The organism is Aliihoeflea sp. 2WW (genome assembly GCF_000497755.1).
Taxonomy (GTDB): domain Bacteria; phylum Pseudomonadota; class Alphaproteobacteria; order Rhizobiales; family Rhizobiaceae; genus Aliihoeflea.
The window spans coordinates 114467-132686 of sequence record NZ_AYOD01000016.1; the positions used below are offsets into that span (position 1 = coordinate 114467).

Annotated in this window: 13 protein-coding genes and 1 pseudogene; 11 read left to right on the plus strand and 3 right to left on the minus strand. The window is 57.1% G+C overall.

All coding sequences use genetic code 11. The features are described from left to right. Positions 1 to 46 precede the first annotated feature (46 nt). Entirely contained in the window at positions 47 to 577 is a 531-nt protein-coding gene (locus ALII_RS0110955) for a DUF6634 family protein (protein ID WP_024587358.1), read from the minus strand. A gap of 771 nt (positions 578 to 1348) precedes the next feature. Further along, positions 1349 to 1468, minus strand: a pseudogene (locus ALII_RS21980) (GapR family DNA-binding domain-containing protein); the annotation flags it as partial. A 759-nt stretch (positions 1469 to 2227) separates the two neighbouring features. Here ALII_RS21980 and ALII_RS0110970 point away from each other — a divergent pair. The 10 genes from ALII_RS0110970 to ALII_RS0111010 all read left to right on the plus strand — a co-directional run bounded on the left by ALII_RS0110970 (position 2228) and on the right by ALII_RS0111010 (position 15950). Further along, positions 2228 to 3637, plus strand: a complete 1410-nt coding sequence (locus ALII_RS0110970; RefSeq protein ID WP_024587360.1) for a hypothetical protein — start codon at positions 2228 to 2230, stop codon at positions 3635 to 3637. Then, positions 3630 to 6974: a VPA1269 family protein gene (locus ALII_RS0110975; RefSeq protein WP_024587361.1), complete on the plus strand. Its 3345-nt coding sequence runs from the start codon at positions 3630 to 3632 to the stop codon at positions 6972 to 6974. Before ALII_RS0110970 ends, ALII_RS0110975 begins: the two co-directional genes overlap by 8 nt. After that, complete coding sequence (locus ALII_RS0110980) at positions 6967 to 7710, plus strand: hypothetical protein (protein WP_024587362.1); 744 nt, start codon at positions 6967 to 6969, stop codon at positions 7708 to 7710. Before ALII_RS0110975 ends, ALII_RS0110980 begins: the two co-directional genes overlap by 8 nt. Before the next feature lie 207 nt (positions 7711 to 7917). Next, entirely contained in the window at positions 7918 to 8172 is a 255-nt protein-coding gene (locus tag ALII_RS0110985) for a hypothetical protein (protein ID WP_152529597.1), read from the plus strand. Positions 8173 to 8481: 309 nt separating this feature from the next. Then, a complete protein-coding gene (locus ALII_RS22380) occupies positions 8482 to 8811 on the plus strand; it encodes a hypothetical protein (RefSeq protein ID WP_152529598.1) in 330 nt (109 codons plus the stop codon). 80 nt (positions 8812 to 8891) lie between these two features. After that, positions 8892 to 10103 (plus strand): SIR2 family protein, encoded by a 1212-nt coding sequence (locus tag ALII_RS0110990; protein ID WP_024587364.1) that lies wholly within the window; start codon positions 8892 to 8894, stop codon positions 10101 to 10103. Then, complete coding sequence (locus ALII_RS0110995; protein ID WP_024587365.1) at positions 10103 to 11902, plus strand: ATP-binding protein; 1800 nt, start codon at positions 10103 to 10105, stop codon at positions 11900 to 11902. The genes ALII_RS0110990 and ALII_RS0110995 overlap by 1 nt, the downstream gene beginning before the upstream one ends. Positions 11903 to 11906: 4 nt before the next feature. Next, positions 11907 to 12116 carry a KTSC domain-containing protein gene (locus ALII_RS0111000; protein WP_024587366.1) on the plus strand — a complete coding sequence of 70 codons (210 nt, stop codon included), beginning with the start codon at positions 11907 to 11909 and terminating at the stop codon, positions 12114 to 12116. A gap of 619 nt (positions 12117 to 12735) precedes the next feature. Then, positions 12736 to 15201 carry a hypothetical protein gene (locus ALII_RS0111005; RefSeq protein ID WP_152529599.1) on the plus strand — a complete coding sequence of 822 codons (2466 nt, stop codon included), beginning with the start codon at positions 12736 to 12738 and terminating at the stop codon, positions 15199 to 15201. 332 nt (positions 15202 to 15533) lie between these two features. Continuing rightward, entirely contained in the window at positions 15534 to 15950 is a 417-nt protein-coding gene (locus ALII_RS0111010; protein ID WP_024587368.1) for a hypothetical protein, read from the plus strand. A 1-nt stretch (position 15951) separates the two neighbouring features. Here the strand turns inward: ALII_RS0111010 and ALII_RS0111015 are convergent, their stop codons facing one another. Continuing rightward, the gene (locus ALII_RS0111015; RefSeq protein ID WP_280113764.1) at positions 15952 to 17973 is read right to left on the minus strand and encodes a heavy metal translocating P-type ATPase; all 2022 of its coding nucleotides are present in this window, start codon (positions 17971 to 17973) and stop codon (positions 15952 to 15954) included. On the opposite strand from ALII_RS0111015, the gene ALII_RS23115 reads away from it, so the two are divergent. Then, entirely contained in the window at positions 17887 to 18123 is a 237-nt protein-coding gene (locus tag ALII_RS23115; protein ID WP_244437412.1) for a hypothetical protein, read from the plus strand. The two genes, ALII_RS0111015 and ALII_RS23115, sit on opposite strands and share 87 nt — an antisense overlap. Positions 18124 to 18220: the final 97 nt, after the last annotated feature.

The following is an 18220-nucleotide window of genomic DNA, read 5'->3' on the forward strand; positions in this document are numbered from 1 at the left end:
TTCCGATCGCGCGCTTGAAATCGCGCAGAATTAGGATCTAGCAACTTCACGCGGAGCGCCCATCGCAACGAGTTCCGCGTCTTCGTCCAAGGCGGTAGTAGCGGGACAACGTGCGCGCGTATCCTTGTCCCTCATCGATATGAAGCAACAGCGACGTGCAAATGGGACGCGCGTATCCCGTCAGCTGCGGATGCCCGTAGACGAGGCCCTCCAGCCGCGGGGAGGAGAGTTCGTCACAGAATATCTCCCACTCGGTCAAGATCGGCATTGATGCGGGCTGCTGCTCGACAATGCATTCGAACCTCCCTTCAACAATTAACAAGCGATGGAGGGAATCCCTGGCTAATCGAAATTTTTCGAGATGCACATCCGCCCCGGCTATATTTTCGGCGGCGATTTCACTGATCGAAAGGTCAAGCTGCCTTACCAGTTCGTCGAGCGTCCACTTTGTCGAACCACGAAAGCGCTCGTACCCCTGAAATCGGCTCGTCCCGATCTTTGAGTTCAACATTTCGTCGGCTCCAGGCAACGATTTTCGGAGGGCGGGGACACGGCTGAAAAACTTGAAAAGAAGCATAATGCCTCTTTTATAGAGCCTATTTGCCTCAGTTCAAGGTGTGGGTCGACAAATTGTTGACACCGTGCCCGGTACTGGACACCTCGGACCAATGGGTCCACGTTTTAGCTCCGACAGTATTCGCGCCGCGCGCGTCCTCGCCGATTTGAGCCAAACCGATTTGGCCAAGCTAGCGCGCGTTTCTCGTGTCACCGTTCAACGAATTGAACAGGAACCGAACGATATTAGGAAGAATTCTTATGATCGCGTGATTGCAACTCTGGAGAGCCGCGGGGTTAGGTTGAGACGCGATCAAGACGATCCAAAGCTAGAGTGGCTTGGTAAACGGACCGACTGGGATGGTTCTGCTTAAATGTCATATAGGGTCAAATCATACCCTGAGCCATCGATGAAGCGCGAGATCAATCTCGCGAGCTTGCTGACGCTCGAGTGAAATGCGGGCATGGAAACGCCGAACCATCGCGAATCGGCAGCTGCCCGCAATCCAATCAGTGATTATCGACAAGCGGATTCGGCCCCTTCCCTGAAAGGAGACACATCTCAAGGCTCTAAGGCCAGCACTAAATCAGCGGCCTTTTTTTTGCGCCGTCATGACTGGCCGCAAACCAGCTGCAGACGACGAGTCGCCGAGAAAGCCCCTCCTTTCAGTCGGGGTCCAACAGCCAGGATGGATTCGGGGGCGGGCTGCGGCTTGCAGTTGAAGGCCTCCCCAGCCCGCCCCCTGATCGGCAACGCAGGCGTTATCCAATGCAACACCCGCTCACACTAGACCTACATGCCGAGGGCGTTCATGTAGAGTTCGACCAGCGCCTCTTCTTCCTGGCGCTCGTTCGGGTCCTTCTTGCGCAGGCGGATGATGGTGCGGATCGCCTTCGTGTCGTAACCTGATCCCCCCTGCTCGAAAAGTGTAGCCTCAAATGAACAGGGGGCGGGACGGGGAGCTAATCAAATAGCAAGCGCCGGCCCGCCCCCGGGTCCAGCTGGCGAACGGACCCCACCGCTTGCGGTGGGGCTTTCTCAGCCGTGGATTGATCGAGAACGATCCAGCGCCGAGAGAACCATTCTGGAGAGGTGAGAAAAGCTGAGGCGCTTGATGCCTGCTTTCCGAGGATGACCGAAAATGGCCCGGCGGGAACCAAGCTCGCCGCATCAGATGAGTTCCGTGCATGACGGTATAGACGATGACAGAGGTTAGCGCCCAGAACGGGGACATGACGCCGCCCTCTTCGGGAGTGTCACCGCAGCACTTTTGCACCCCAAGCTTGCTTCTCAGGTTTCAGCGCTTTCGACGACCGCATTAGAGGCGGACGGAACCTCCGCCCAGCTTTTGTCGGCGAGGTGAGCTGAGCACGAGGGCGGTTACAGCTGAATTCTTGCTCGAGGGCCAAATCGCCTGGCTTCGTGCGGCGAGGAGGCGACGCCATTCAAGTAGCTAGATATGACGAGGCCGGCTCTAGCGGAATAGGCCTTCATTCGTACTCGCAGCTAATTTTCTCATAGACAATTAGCCTGCGCGCATCTCATGTTGTGAGGTTGTTATATTGATTTTCTAATAGTATTCTTCTCCGGAAACTTAGTATTGATTTTCTTTTCTATTGCTATCTGAAATAATAAGCGTTAAAGACGTCTATCACTTCGATAGAGGTCGACATGGTAAGGACTTGGGAGAGAGCATTCTCGATCGTATGCGTGCCTTTGGTCATTGACGGCGCAAAGAGCCAGAAGAGACAGCTGATCGCGAATGTCCCGTTGATCTTCTTGACGATCGACGGCCAGCCGTACTTTCCGCAGGTCCTGAACAAGTATCTCGTTAACGGCGCGCATCGAGGCTTTTCACTAACGACCTTGACCAGAGACGCCCGAAGCTTGGGAAGGCTTCATGAATTTCAAGTCAACGCTGCGCCGGGAGCTATAGCGGATCGGGCGTCGGCAATGCGCGTCCTGTCAAGATTCGCTGCTTTTCGTACGTTGCCGCAAAGCGAAGAAGACCTTGCCGACATCTGCCCCTGGGAACGCGCCAGCCCGGAAGTCGCCAAAATGGAACTGCACGCAATTGAGAAATTTGCGCGGTATCAAAAGGTCCATCATCCGAATGACCGGCTGCTTTTCGATGGCATCGTTGACGCTTCGCTCGCGGGTCCACCAAGCCCGTATGGCTATCGTCCCGATCGGCTGTTGGCACATTTGGATATCGTCGATCGTCTCAATGACAAGAACGTCCTAAACTCAGGAGCCGGCAGGCATTTCGGCACGCATCTGACTGCTAAGCGCAAACAAGGAGGTCGGCTCCGCGGCACGACTTCCCTAAATGCCGGGCAGATCGACGCGATCATCGAAAATGAGAAAAACCTGACGTTCCGTGCGCTATGGATACTGCTTGCATTCGGCGGGGTTCGCCTGAGCGAGGGACTGACACTCTTCGTCCAAGACGTACTTCCCGGTCATATGAGCTCGACATTTGGCGATGTCGAAATGGGCGGACTGCCATTTGTTATTTTGGCACATCCGACTTTGTGCGGCTACAACGGCGACGCTTCGCATTTCTCAGAAAAAAGAATAGATTATCTCTATAGAGCATACAAATTGTCGCCACGCCTGCATCAAAAGAAAAAGAAACGCGCCGGGCACAAGGGATTTTTGTATTTCTCTCCCCTTGTACTTTCTTGGGTGTATTGGGTCAAAGATTCGCGTGCAATGGAGTTCGCGACTCTAGTCCAAACCATGTTGCTCAAGCGAATTTCATTCGGCGTTACCAAGCGACATCCGTATTTGTACGTCAATTCGGTTGACGGTGAACCGCTGTCGATTGGTGCCTGCGAAAAGGCCTTTGCCCGAGCAATCAAGCGGGTCGGCATATCGCCCTCGCTGCCCGGCGCTTCAATCCATGGCCTTCGGCACTTCTACAAGTGGTACGCCGACAAAAAGCTGAAGATGTCCCGATCAGATCAACAAATCATGATGCGTTACGTTCGCGAAGACAGCCTGGACGACTACGGTCGCCGGGCATCCGAGTGCAACGCAACGCTGAAATCAGCAATGGCGAGGCTTGCAAATGGTTGAGTATCAGTCGGAACGGAACTTGCGACGGTCCGACAGCGGCACCGGCACCTACGTCAACGCGTCGGAAACAGCTGTCATGATCCGAGTTCCAAGCCCCAAAGAACTCAACAGCCTGCTTAACCGATTCATGAAGACTCTCACTTCTGAGATTCTCACGCTATTTTCGATGCCGTTTGAGGAGTACAAAGGCAAATATGGCGGTCAGCAACTGCGGTCAGAGCAAGATGGTGAGCGGCAAGGAATCGCGTACGGTCTGATTGCGGATGGTGGGCTTAACAACTTTGTTAACGTGAATCGACCTGCCGTTTCGAAAATCCTCGCCGGGCGGCGTGCTGAATTTTCGGCAGCAGGCCGACGCGGACCAGCCAAGTTGTCGTCGGCGGCCCAGATATACGAAATGCCCCTAATGGAACAGGTACAGATTGTCGAGAAGCTTGTCACAGACAGCAAATCGATCGACGATTACCTGCGCTTCGCACAGACTGGAACGTTCGGTTGGGCGAAATTAAAGAGCGATGTCAGGAGTGTCACTGACGTCGGAGGTTATCTTGCTCAGCTTGAGCGGGAGCTTGCCGATTGCCTTTTCGAGCAGCAAGCGACCGGAAAAGACGGAAAATCCGGTCGCGGCACCGGACGAGAGTACGGACCTTCATGGTTTGCGATGTACTTGGCATCGCAGGGCATCTGGGCGTTGCCTGCAAAGTTTTTGGGTCCTATCCGAAACCTTCTACCACCGCGCCTGATGCCGGTAGTATTGCGCTCCCTTATGCCTTCGCGTCATCGGGCTTTGGTTGACCAGGTCATCGGTCTTCAGGAGTTATCCCGCCACACAAGTGCGACGATGGTGTTAAATTGCTTAGCCATCTCGCAGATCTCGAGCAACGTCTGGCAGCATGACGATTTCGATCCCGAGCCCCTAATGCGCTTGAAGGAATGGACGCAGCACTCGGGCTCACAAATACACTCGTCATCGGTTAATGCTCTTTACCGTCTCGCCATGGACCATTTCTGCTTGGACATCGCACATGATAAGTTTGCTCCGTTCTTCACGATGCAGAAGCGTTTGGCAAAATCGGGTGCGAAAGCATACGATTGGGTCTTCAACCCTAAACCGCGCAATACGCAGTTGGCCGAACGGTGCCTTGGACGACCGGTTACTGAAGTGGAGGATCACGTCAGGGATTGGGCCGAACAACTTCGAGAGTTACTGCCCTTGGTACGAAAGAAAGCGCTGCGATCGACAGTTAACAACTCGAATCCGTGGCTAATATACATTCAGTCTTTGCCGCTCGATGCTGCGCCGAAGACATTCAGAGATATAAACCGCAGGTCACACGTCAACGATTTTCTCGAAGGTGAGGGCGGTACTTTCGTACATTTCCTAGCCAAGCATTTCTCAGAGCATGCACGCAACATCTGTCGCGAAGCCATCAAGGAAATGCGCGACTTGTGGTCCATCGCCGCCCGCCGCGACGGCTTTGCAGCAGATCTTACTAATCCTTTCGATCCGACAATCGACCAGATCGTGCCACCGAAGCCCAAGTCAAATCACACCCACCGACCTGCTCTGAGCTTAGAGGCTTGGAGAATTCTCATCGAAGAGAACCGAAAGGACAACTACGCTTTTGCGCGAAATTTGGATCGGAATAGCCACTGGATCAAATTGAAGGATCCCACTACCGGGCGCATGAAGAGACTATTCTGGCCCGCCGTTCCGATCGCGCTCGATGTCATCTTGCATTTCGGCACTCGGAACAAAAACACCCGATTCCTCGATAGTGGGGAGGGAGATGAGTACCTGATAGACATCAAAAACCTTGATCGTCTAGCCAATCCCCTTGAAACGGCAACCAAAGACCGAAGCGAGGGATGCTTAAGAATTTATGATATGGGGCACGATGACGACAAGGTGCTCGGTATTTTCATCAACACTAACAAAACGGGAGGTGTCATCCCAGTCCCGTTCATACCAGAGCGGCTCGCTGCGTCCCTTGTGCAACTGCGCGATCTGCAAATGAAGTACAACCCTCTGAAGCGTCTCGTGCTTGCGCGCCAATCTGACACGACCGACGACTATGTAGATGAAACTCTCTTCGAACTGGTCGCACCGCTGTTCCGCTGGCCCGATGATCCTTTGCAGATGCCAATATCCGAGAGCCGCCTGTTAACCTATTTCAAGGCGCTCTTGAAGCACTGCCAGCTGATCGTCAACGAGAAGCTGGGTTATGATTATCCCTTGTTCGCCGACGACAAGGCCTTTTTTGACCTTCACTCGATGCGGGCCTCGCTCATCACGCTGCTCTATGAGGCCGGTGCTGATGAAGACGTAATCGTTGCCCTAGCCGGGCATGCCTCGCCCCAAATGTCCCGATATTACCGTGTCCTCCGACTAAGGAGGGTGCGTGAGACACTAATCGCAGGGTACGAACGGCTCGAAAACGAAGAAATCGCTATCGGGAAGGGTCGCGAACTCGAGAAATTGGCCGAAAGCGCCGTCTTTCCCGATGACGAGATTCAGCGTACCGGCGTCGAATTGGTCATGTCATCAGATTACCGCTCCGGTCATCACATACTTTTCATGCACGGGTTATGTCCGGTTATGAACTGCATGGACGGCGGTAACCGCATCGCCGGAAGTAAGTACGCCCCGGTCTGGAGACCAAATGCATGCTCAAAGTGTCGGTACCGGATAACTGGCCCGCACTTCATTGAAGGGCTTCGTGCGCGAGCCAACATGCTGATGTACGAATACCACTCAACCTTGAACAAAATGGCCGATCTTGGAAAGAAGATCGAGGAGAAGGAGCGCTTAACCGGTGAGCGTTCAGTCGAACTACGGCGCATCAGAGATAGAGACTTGCTGTTGCAACACAATCTAAAGGAGGAATGGGAGTCTGAACTAAAGGTCATTCGCATTTGCGAGGGCTTAATAAAGCGTGCGGAAGAGCAGCACTCGTCTGCCTCGAACTTGGTCCTGCCGATGAATGCAGATTTTGATCGAGATACTGCAATTTCCTGTCTGGAGGTTGTTCATGAATTCGAGCTGATGCACGCCATGATGGTTGACACGGTGATCATGCCGAGTTCGATCATGGATTTGCCGTCAGACGTTGAACTCCGTTGGAAGAGCTGGATACGCGAATTTGCCAATTCGCAGGGTTATCCCGTCGCTTCAACACTGTCGGAAAGCGAAAGCGATTCCTACATTCGGGTGGGAAACGCGATCGTGGAGCAGCAGTGGGCACCAGAAGAGCTCGAGAAGCTTGTCCGAGGGCTGATGACGCTCGAGGGGGATCAGGTGGTGCATGAGTCCCTCTCCAGGCTGGCACATGGCTGAGGCCTCCAAAACTCAACTGGATGCCGAACGGCTCTTTAAGAAGCTCCATGACGATGCAAGTCGCGGGGGCGGTGAGCGCCAGATCGGCACCCTGGAACGGTTGGAAGCAGCCTGTACGGCTCTGATTTCCGGTGAAGCATACCGACTGGGCCAGACCATGGGCACTGACCAGCCGTCCTGGATGCCACCACTTCGAAAACTGAATTCAGGCATGATCGAAGGCTATGTACGCTTGCGCCAGAGATCGGAGGGCGTTGGATCTGCGTGGACAGGCCCCACAGCGGTCACCATTCGAAAGAACCCTGAATTTCAGCGCTACGTCAAACTGCGCGAAGCAGAACTGGCGGTCGGACGGGTCAAGACACGCTCAGATCGTGCGGCGCTGGTGGAGCGAGCGCTCAATTCTATTCGAGACGAGAATTCACGATCGTTCCTGAGACTGAGGCTTGAAGAGTGGCGAATGGCTGCAGAAGAACTTGCGATTCTGAAACAGGCCATACAGAACCTTCCCGCAATTTCTTCAACCGCCCTGTTTTCAGATGATCAGCGTCAGGAAGGAATCGTTGATCGCTCGTTGCTGAGGAGCTTGTGTGCCAGACTGGATGACGAACGCTTCCTAGATTTCTTCGACTTGGAGAACCGGAATGGCCGCATCATCCAGCAAGCCGGCGCGGGAATGGATTTAATTTACCCGGAGGAGTTGGCTGCACTTCGACAAATTTCCGGCATAGGATAGCGGACAATATATTTGTTGATACCCAGCCTTGCTTCCTGGTGAGCTTTTTGCCAGCAGAAAATCAACTGCTCATCGCAGCAATGAGTATTGGACTCGGCTACTCGGACTCAATTTCGCATCTTCGCAGGCTTGTTAATCGCATATCGGCAGCGCTTCCATCACGGGCCGCTCAACTGTCTACGCTTTAACATCACGAGAGAAATGGAAATGGATGCCAATACGGAAGCACTGATGCTGCAGCAACAAGCAACGGACAAATTTTTGAATAGCTGGTACTCGGCCGTTAGCACCCTCTCCGCGACGCCCCGTACAAACGGGCGAGGCGTGCTGGTAGATGAGACCGGTTTGTCCGGGAGGTTGCGAGAAGCCGAAATAGCGATCGACCAAGCTAGAAAAGCAATAGCACTGTTGCGCGCGGCCCCTCGGCACCATCTCGATGATGAGGAAGACGACGAGTTCTAAGGCCGGTCACCGTCCATCCAGCTGCCTGCTCCATATCGCTTTCGGCCATAAGGCGGTGACGTCCTAGCGACTGATTTGGAACCGCTGTACATCCACTTTGCACCGACGGTGGGCCGTCCGCCAAAGGTCGTACAACCATCATTCTTTTACCAGTCTTCGTCCAGATGTGGGCAGTCCGTAGACGGCCACACGTTGCACCGTAAATCGATTTTCGGCCGGTATATTACTTGGCTGGCTTCGGACTTCGGCAATGGGGTGGTTTCCTGCCTGACGGCTTTTGTACCCGGAAGTTAGGAAGCGGTCATTGTCTTGGGCGCAGCACTTCGACAAGAGCGCGGCCTCGTTTCCGCCATTCAGCAAACAATGCTGTCGCCTGAAACCGGAGGTTTTGAGCCGTTTCGGCGAAATGCGGCGATGCGCTCCCATTTCACTGATTCTCTTGATGAGGCGGACGGTGAACGCGTCCAGACCGCAGCGCCAGAAGCGGCTGTCCAAGCAGTTCCTCAGCAGCGCGGCGAAGGATTTGGGATATCCGCGTCGAGCAGCGGTCGAGTGCCTACGACCGTTGAACCGTCAGCCGATAACGCTGAAGATATGAATTCGCGTGGAAGCGACAAAATGATTAAACCATCACAATAGACGAGTGAGTTCGAGCGTGAAATGTTACGCGGGTAGCACGGAGCAAAGATTCGGGATCTGACTTCGGGGGGGGGCGTAAGTTGACTGTCAGTGTTCACAATCCTGATCAACATATGGCGGCGTTGCGGACGATCATCGCGCAGGGCCGCAAGCGGATTGGTTTATTGGTTGGTGCCGGAGCTTCTGCTGGCATGGCCAAGCCGGATGGTACTTATCCGCTTATTCCGGCGGTTGCGGGGCTGACAGATCAGGTTCTGACGACCCTTGCCCCGACCTACCAACAACAGATTGACGGCCTGAAAGCCGAGCTCACGCAGCATGATATCGAGACGATTCTTTCTCGGATACGCTCTCTGAGCAAAGTAATCGGATCGGCGAAAGTTCATGACCTCGATGGCCCCGGCTTTGCCACATTCGGTGAAGCGATTTGCTCTGAGATCGGCAAGATCGTCAACGTCAGATTGCCAGAGACCGGATCGGCTTATGCTGATCTCGTGAACTGGATCACAGGCACAATGCGTGACTATCCAGTCGAGATTTTCACTACGAACTACGACCTGCTGTTCGAAGAAGCTTTCGAGTCTGTACGAGCGCCGTACTTTGATGGCTTCACGGGCGGGCGTGAACCGTTCTTCGACCCCGTGTCAGTGTCGCGCAGCGACCTTCCCGCGCGATGGACGCGGCTTTGGAAGCTCCATGGCTCGCTCGGTTGGCGTGCAAGCTCGAAGGGAGAAGTGGTCCGAACGGGACAAAGCTCGGCAAGTCACCTCGTCTTTCCCGAACATCTGAAGTACGATCAGACGCAGAAGGCCCCCTACGCCGCGTTGCTCGATCGCCTTCGTGCGTTCTTGCTCACTCCCGATACGCTGCTGGTCTCTATCGGCTTTTCCTTTGCCGACGCACATATTGCAGCTCGGTTGGATGAAGCGCTCGCAGCAAACCCATCCTCCAGCGTCTTCGCGTTCGCATACAAAGTAATCGAGGAGGAGAAGTCGGCATGCGATCTTGCGCGCCGCCTGCCAAACTTCAGCGTCTATGCGCGTGACCAAGCGATGGTGAACGGAATTCGTGGCGCATGGAAGGCACCAACCGAACTTCCGAACAAAGATTGGGGGCCGATAAGGTCGACCTATCTCGACGAGAGCGGAAACTTCACGCTCGGAGCAATCGAACCCTTCGCCCGGTTCTTCGCGGCATCGCGCTCGATTCAAGCATTTCCCACACCACCGTTGCCGTCAGAAACAGCGGCGGTAGCGTCACTGCCAACAGCCAGAACCGCGTCGGTGGCCTGATGAACGCTCCGACCCTTCTCGGCCATGTCGGCTCTGTCGCGGGTGCGACCGTTAGCGTACGCCAGTTCGAAGGCGTGGCCTCGGGAATTGCGATCATCGGAGGGCGGAGCTACCGGGTCGGTCAGGTCGGCAGCTTCGTGCGGATACCTCAAGGATATCATGATCTCTACGCGATCATTTCCGAGGTCGGGGCAAGTGCGACACCAACGACGTTGACTGATGCGCTCGACCGTGGCGAACGTTGGCTGACCGTTCAACTCGTCGGTGAGATTGTCGAGGCTTCGTTTGAGCGCGGCATCAGCCAATATCCGAACGTGAACGATGAGGTGCATCTCGTCACCGAGGAGGATCTCGCCAAGATCTACGGCGCGGAGTTTGCCGGACAGGTTGTGGTGGGGCGGCTTGCCAACGCCGAGAGCATTTCGGTCCGCTTGGACCTCGACAAGTTGGTCACGCGTCACAGCGCAGTGCTTGGCTCAACCGGGTCGGGCAAGTCCACGACCGTCGCCAGCTTGTTGCGATCGATCTCAACGCCCGGCGGAGCGGGTTTTCCGAGCGCGCGCATCCTCCTGCTCGATATACACGGCGAATATGCCCAAGCGCTCGGCGACAACGCTGAGATTTTCCGGATCACGCCCGGAGACGGTGAGAACCAGTTGGTCATTCCGTACTGGGCACTGCGACCGACCGAAGTCCTGAACTTCCTGTGCGGGAAGATGGACGATCGTGCAACGACGGCAATCCTCGACAAAGTCTTCGCGGCTAAAAGCACAATAGCACAGGCAGACAATCTTCAAGGGGTCGACCTCAATTCCATGACCGTCGACAGCCCCATTCCGTACAGCTTGCGAAGCCTGTGGCTAGGGCTGATCGATCCTGAGGTCAAAACCTGGCTCGACCAGGCAAAGACGCAGCCGGCTATCGTGCTCCCCGGGGACGCGGCTACGCTTCGCCTGCCGACCTACCAGCCGCACACGACGACGAATACCGCGCCCTACCAGAACAATATTGGTGTGCTCGGCATCCGCAAACAGCTCGATCGTATGCGGTCACGTATGCTCGACCGTCAGTTCGAGTTCTTGCTCAAGCCTGGCGACTGGGAGCCTGACTTGACCGGTCATGTGACGAAGGACCTTCCCGCCCTTCTCGAAAGCTGGATCGGGCACGATAAAGCGATAACCGTATTGGATCTGTCAGGTATCCCTAGTGCCGTTCTCCTAGATTTGATCGGCGCGATTCTGTCGATTATCTATGAAGCACTCTTCTGGGGTCGCGAGCGCGACGGGGGTGGTCGAAAGCGGCCTCAACTTGTCGTTATGGAAGAAGCGCATAGGTATCTTGGCCGGGAAGCCAACAATCCGGCGCGCGAGATGGTACAGCGCATCGCGAAAGAAGGCCGCAAGTTCGGCATTGGTGCAATGATCGTCAGCCAGCGTCCTTCGGAAATTGACGACACCATTCTTTCCCAGTGTGGCACTTTCATCGCGTTGCGCCTCACCAATTCCACTGACCGCAGCAAGGTACAAGCCGCTTTGCCCGATAACCTGAGCGGTATCGCGGATAGCCTCTCAGTTCTGCGGACAGGAGAAGCTATCATAACCGGCGAAGCAGCGCGGCTGCCAGTGCGCTGCCGCGTAACCCTGCCACCCGAAGACCGTCGCCCAGACAGCGAAGATCCGCTAGTCGCAGACAGCTGGAAGCGCGTCAGGGGGGCTGAGGATTATGAGCAGCTTGTCGCAGTTTGGCGTGCACAGGATCCAAAGTGGAAACCGCTAGAAATTGAAGAGGGCGAGGGGTGAGCTGATGGAACGACAACCTGTAACGTCCAGCAATTTGGCCGAGGTCGGATATGACCCCGAACTGGAGACGCTCGAGGTTCAATTCAGGCACGGCGGCGTTTATCAATATTTCAACGTGCCCGCGTTCATGAACGAGCGTCTCATGAACGCGGACTCATTAGGTCTCTTTTTCAACGCGGAAATCAGAGGTCACTACCCTGAAGCAAAGCTCTAGCGCTCCGCATTGACGCCTCCTGATTTCAACACTAACCCAAGTTGGGTTGGCCACCGGAGACCGCGCAACGTCAGCTATCTCCAAGGCTCGCCCTAGACCTACCAGTCAGGCTTCGGCCGCGATTATGCCGGTGAGTAGGGGCGCTGGGAATGGCCGCTTTCGGGAGGTCGTCCGTGACATTTTGAACGACGAGAGTGGGGTCGACTCCTGCCAGTCCACGGGCAGTGTGCGCGGCGCACGCCGGAATGGCTCGGTGGGGTGGGTTGCGGACAGGCAGCTTTCGACGCGCTTACGCCAGCTTTGCGCAAACAGAGGACATCCGGCCAAGGGTGCGCCTGCCGCTCGCGATCCTTCATGTCGGCATTGGCACGCATTCGCGCAATCGTCTCTCCGGTCGCGTCCGTTCCTTTGCCATCTTCGCGCTAGGTGGTGGCGACGCCTCGCCGACATGCACCGAGGATCGGGCAAAGCCCGGTCTGGCAGAGCGTACGCGTCTGACCAGTATTCGTGTTAGGGAAAGAGCTATTGTCGGAAAGCGGCGTCACTCTGTCTCTTTGATTGTTGAAAAATGCGCCTTACTGGATCTGTCAGTCTTCGCCCTATGCGTCTGGGATTTCTGGTGCCACCGGACGACCTTTCGCTCGTTTCGCGCGTGGCGAGGCTCGCAGCGTGCGTCTGGGGCGGCAGATACTGTCCCATCATCCCGTTCTTCGAGAATGGTGGCGAGCACTGGAGTGCGCCGTACAGTCTGTCCAAAGGTCTCGATATCGCACGGGGATACATCGATTTTTTCGAGCCCGACGCGCTGGTCGAAGCTGTTCCTGGCATGGCGGAACAGCTAGGTTGGAGAGATAAGCAGGTCCACATGGGTCTACCACGCGTCGTGTCATTGGAGAAATTCTTCGAGGTCAACGAACGCGGTCGAGTGAATTTTGCGGCAGGCATCGACATTCTTGAGGTCATGCAGGAGTTGTACGACCGCGAGTTCAAGCACGAGCGACGGCACAAGCAGCCCTTCGCGATTGTCGATGAGAGCGAAGGAGACGCATTCTTCGACCTTGTCGGCGGACGGTACCCACTAGACGAGGCGCTAGAGGAAACTCGGTACGCCTACAAGGAAGTGTTCTCGGCTGAGCCTTTACTTGCCAACGCGGATGCCGCGCTCAAATTCGTTTGCGAAGGCAACGCCGGTCCCCTGTGGATCACGCGACATGGACTGGAAGAGTCGCTCGGTCGCGGCAGCCGCGACGACACGTTCTTCATCTTCGATCCGAAGAACGCGGGAGATGCCATCGACTACTGGAATTTCCGGCTGGTCGAGCGGCATGTCACGCCGATTAATGTCGAATGGCTGGCCGAGCATCGCGACTTTGTCCGCGAGCGCATCCTCGAGACCTTCCGGCCAATTCCCGGCAACCCGTCGGGTATAAAGTTTCACACGACACTGGTCTTTGGAACGTCGATTTCCGAGGAGCGGCGCAAGGCGCTTTGGACGGAGCATTTCTCCGGGTTGCCGGATTGGTCTGTTGTTGGCGCTCATATGCCGACGCTTTCAGCGCATTCTCGGCGGAACCACGGACCGCGCGAGGATAAGATAATTGTGTCCGCCGCAACGGCGTCATTCGACGAGACGGTGAGCCCAGATGGGTACGTCAAGCTGCCCGCGCCCGTGCCGGCCTTTGTGAATGCCACGAAGACCTACCGGCGCGCGCGCTGGGTCAATGTCATCGCCACTGGCTCTTCCGTATACGGCGACGAGGCGGCGACGGTGTACCCATCCAATCTCTGGTCGCCCGTGTATCCCCGCCTGGTTACGGGCGATACGTTGCGGATAGGCCGTGAGGGCTGGGTGCTCGCCAAGGAACACCGCATCGATTACTCGCTGGTGCGTCCGGAAAGCGGGCGCGATGCGGTAATTGGTTGGCTGAAGTCCCAAGGCGTCGAAGCCCAACCATCTTCTGAAGGCCAAGTCGCCGCTCAGGTCATTGCTGCCGTGGGCGGCATTGCGCAAGCGGCAATATTCGCTGATCGCAGAACCATCGAGCTGCTGGGCGGGATGGCCGAGAACCATGCCGAGGTTAGCCGCGACGGCAAGCGCGTGATCTCGACAGTTCCAGACCGCGCGAAACACGTCGGTGTCATCAAAGAACACTTCGACGCACGCGCTAAGGGTGCGTTCGGTCTCTGGAATGGACTGGAACAATTCCTTAAGGCCAACGTCTTTCGGGCTGGTCTGAGGGTGCAATGCCCGGTCTGCCAGTACCAGAACTGGTACGACCTCGACTCGCTGACCTATCGCCCGACCTGCACGCGCTGCCTGAACCAGTTCGACTTCGCCCAGACGCCGGAGGCCCTAAACCGGGTGAACTGGTTCTACCGCGTCATCGGCCCGTTCGCTGCGCCTGACTACGCTGGCGGCGGATATGCTGTGGCCCTAACCCTACGTACTTTGACTCATCCCAACCACGCCGAGATGACCTGGTCCACGGGCCTTCGTCTTCCGCAGCTCAACAGAGAGGTCGACTTCATCGGATGGCATCGTCGCGAGGGTATCCTCCGCGACGAACGCGAAGAGCCACTGCTGGTGTTCGGCGAGGCAAAGAGCTTTGGTCGCGGCGCGTTTGACGCGAAAACGGTCGACGGGCTGAGGCAGGTCGCCGCACGGTTTCCTGGCTCAGTGATGGTTGTCTCATCGCTCCGCCACATATCCGAGTACATGCCGCAGGAACTGGCGGTTTTACGTGAACTTGCGCTGTGGGGACGACGCGACGTATTTCATGGCCATGCCTGCAATCCGCTGGTGGTGCTGACAGGGACAGAACTATTTGCCGGATACGGGATATTCCAGGCGTGGCAGGAGCAGGACGGTGAACGCGTGCATTCGGTTTACGACGAGTCCGACCTTCACGAACTCTCCGATCTGACGTTAGCGCGCTACTTGGGCCTGCAGGGATACTGGGCAGAGCGGTTCGCGGAACGGAGTCTGTCTCATCAGCGCGCGCGTCTGACTAGGTTAATCAGAGCGCGTGCTGTAGGGAATAGCCGTTGCAAGGCGGGATCAACGACGTCGGGCCCGCCTTTCTAGTATCGGCACTAGGCGGTCATATTCTGGAATGGCAAGTCCGCTTGGGCTAAAAGCGGTCCTAGTGAAAGCGGATGCTGAACGACCGAGATGGGGTCGACTCCTGCCAGTCCACGGGCAGTGTGCGCTGCGCACGCCGGAATGGCTCGGCGGGGGTGGTTTCCTGTCAGTCGGCTTTCAGGTTGAAATGAACTGAAAGCTGACGGCTTCGTATCGGTAAGCGCGGCATCGCGACTTGCATCCGATTTAGCCCATTGTTCTCAATCTACCGGCTCTGAAACTTTCTCGCTTTTTCGCTCGTATCTGCGCGGTCAAAACTAAAGGGAGAAAATTCCATGAACCTTATCAAGATTGCACTCGTCACCGCGATCGCCGCCGTGCCGGCAGTGGCCCACGCCGACCACCTTAACATCGACGTCGAAGGGGCAACGATCGAAGGCAACTCGGTGGTCTTTCCGTCAGTCAAGATCGACAAGGACGGCTACGTTGTGATCCACGCGGTCGAGAACGGCGAACCCGTCATTCCGGCGTCGATCGGACATACGGCCGTGTCCGCTGGAGACAGCGAGAATGTTTCTGTCGAGATTGAAGGCGGAGCGATGGAAGGCACCGATTACGTTGCGATGATCCACTACGAAACCAACGACAACGGCACTTATGATTTCGCCGAAGGCATGACTGACGTCGACACGCCCGGAATGCGTCCGGACAACACGCCCTACGCGCTGCCCTTCAAAGTCGGCGGCATGTAAGTCATCCGGAGCGGGCACCCTGCGGTGTCCGCTCCGTTCCCTGCCAGGGGGTTAGTCGCCGGGCTTGGTTGCCACTGTTTCCGCGATAGAACCGGAGCAACTGGGCATTGACGGCGACGATGATGGTGCTGAGCGACATGAAGACCGCACCGATGGCGGGCGTCATCAGGAACCCGGTGCCGAAGGTGATCCCGGCCGCCATCGGAATGGCGACCGCGTTGTATCCCGTCGCCCAGATCAGATTTTGAACCATCTTCCGATAGGTGGCCCGGGACAAGCCAAGTATCGCGGCGACGTCCCTCGGGTCGCTGCGCACGAGGACGACGTCCGCGGACTCGACGGCCACATCCGTTCCAGCTCCGATTGCGATTCCGAGATCGGCTTCGACCAGCGCGGGCGCGTCGTTCACACCGTCGCCGACCATCGCGACCCGTCGACCGTCGCGCCTAAGCGAGGCGATCTTTGCCGCTTTCTGGTCCGGCAAGACTTCGGCATAGTATTCCTCGATCCCGAGTTCGGCCGAAACCGAATGCGCGACGCCTTCGGCGTCCCCGGTCAGCATGATGGGCCGGATGCCCAGAGATCGAAGTTCCCGTATCGCTTGCGCCGATTCCGGCCGTACGACATCGGCCATGGCGAACAGGGCGCTCGGCGCGCCGTCGACGGCGAGAACGACGACCGTCTTGCCCTTTGCCTCCAGAGCGGTCAAAGCCGGGTGGCTTACTCCGTGTCCGTTGCGTTCCAGATGGCCGGGACTTGCGATGACGATCTCTCTTCCCCCGACATTCGCTGCGATGCCTTCGCCCGTGATGTTCAGCACGTTGTCTGAGCGTGGGATCGAAAGGCCTCGCTCGCGCGCGGTCGTGACGATGCCGTGCGCGATGGGATGTTCCGATCGGCTTTCGACCGAAGCCGCAAGCGCGAGGGCTGCATCTTCGCTGATGGATGTCAGAGGAACGACATCGCTGACGCCGAACCGACCTTCGGTCAACGTGCCGGTCTTGTCGAAGACAACCGCGTCGAGACTGCGGGCTCGTTCGAAGGCTGCCCGATCTCGTATCAGAAGACCGTTGCCGGCACTGAGGGAAGTGCTGACCGCAACCACCAGCGGAACGGCCAACCCTAGCGCATGCGGACAGGCGATCACCATGACGGTCACCATCCGTTCGATCGCGAACTCCCAACTCTGGCCGACCAGGGTCCAGTATCCGAACGAGGCAAAGCCAACCGTCAGGGCGATATAGGTCAGCCAACCAGCGGCGCGGTTGGCGATGTCCTGGCTGCGTGAGCGGCTGGCCTGGGCCTTCCTCACCATGTCGATGACCTGCGCGAGGTAGGTCGCGCCGCCGGTCGCCGTGACCTCGATCGTCACCGCGCCCGCGCCGTTGATCGCCCCTCCGATCGCCACGTCGCCTGCCTGCTTCGGCACGGGACGGGATTCGCCCGTCAGCATCGATTCGTTGAACGAGGACACGCCCTCGACCAGCCGCCCGTCGACCGGCACCTTCCCGCCCGGGCGGACCAGCACCCTGTCGCCTGGCGACAAGCCGCTGATGGGGACCTCCCGTCCGGTGCCATCGGCATCCATTCTGGTGGCGGTGTCAGGCAAGAGCCTGACCAACGCTTCGAGCGCGCGCGACGCGCCCAGGACTGACCGCATCTCGAGCCAGTGGCCGAGCAGCATGATCGTGATCAGCGTCGCCAGTTCCCAGTAGAACGACATGCCCGGGACGCCGAAGGTGACGGCAGCCGAATAGAAATAGGCAACTGAAATCGCCATGGCGACGAGGGTCATCATTCCCGGCCGTCCGCTTCGCAACTCCCGCGCAAAGCCCGACAGGAACGGCCAACCGCCGTAGAGATAGACTGCCGTCGATAACAGGAACAGGATTGCGCCGTCTCCCCGGAAGGCAGACGAGGCTCCCAAGCCCATCCAGTGCCGGATCATAGGAGACAGGAAAAGGATCGGCGGCGTCAGGAGCAAAGATACCCAAAAGCGGCGGCGGAAATCATCGACCATCATCCCGTGGCCAGCATGATCGTGTCCGGTGGTCGCGGCGGCGACAGCCTGTTCCGGCGGCCGAGCTTTGGCGTGTTGATCGTCATCATGATGCGCGTGGGTATGATCGGAAACCATGGCTGGTCCTTCCGCGAAGTTCGTGCAACTTCGTGAGCGTGCCCCTTACCGCCGCTGGAAGGTCAAGGCGTGAATTTTCGCGTATCATCGTGCATCGGCATCTCGGCAGGCCCCGATGCTTGTCCGAGTTCGG

Bases quoted from the DNA above. Each gene is read 5' to 3' on its own strand.
- ALII_RS0110955 (WP_024587358.1), bottom strand. From the start codon at position 577: ATGCTTCTTTTCAAGTTTTTCAGCCGTGTCCCCGCCCTCCGAAAATCG.
- ALII_RS0110970 (WP_024587360.1), top strand. From the start codon at position 2,228: ATGGTAAGGACTTGGGAGAGAGCATTCTCGATCGTATGCGTGCCTTTG.
- ALII_RS0110975 (WP_024587361.1), top strand. From the start codon at position 3,630: ATGGTTGAGTATCAGTCGGAACGGAACTTGCGACGGTCCGACAGCGGC.
- ALII_RS0110980 (WP_024587362.1), top strand. From the start codon at position 6,967: ATGGCTGAGGCCTCCAAAACTCAACTGGATGCCGAACGGCTCTTTAAG.
- ALII_RS0110985 (WP_152529597.1), top strand. From the start codon at position 7,918: ATGGATGCCAATACGGAAGCACTGATGCTGCAGCAACAAGCAACGGAC.
- ALII_RS0110995 (WP_024587365.1), top strand. From the start codon at position 10,103: ATGAACGCTCCGACCCTTCTCGGCCATGTCGGCTCTGTCGCGGGTGCG.
- ALII_RS0111000 (WP_024587366.1), top strand. From the start codon at position 11,907: ATGGAACGACAACCTGTAACGTCCAGCAATTTGGCCGAGGTCGGATAT.
- ALII_RS0111010 (WP_024587368.1), top strand. From the start codon at position 15,534: ATGAACCTTATCAAGATTGCACTCGTCACCGCGATCGCCGCCGTGCCG.
- ALII_RS0111015 (WP_280113764.1), bottom strand. From the start codon at position 17,973: ATGATGGTCGATGATTTCCGCCGCCGCTTTTGGGTATCTTTGCTCCTG.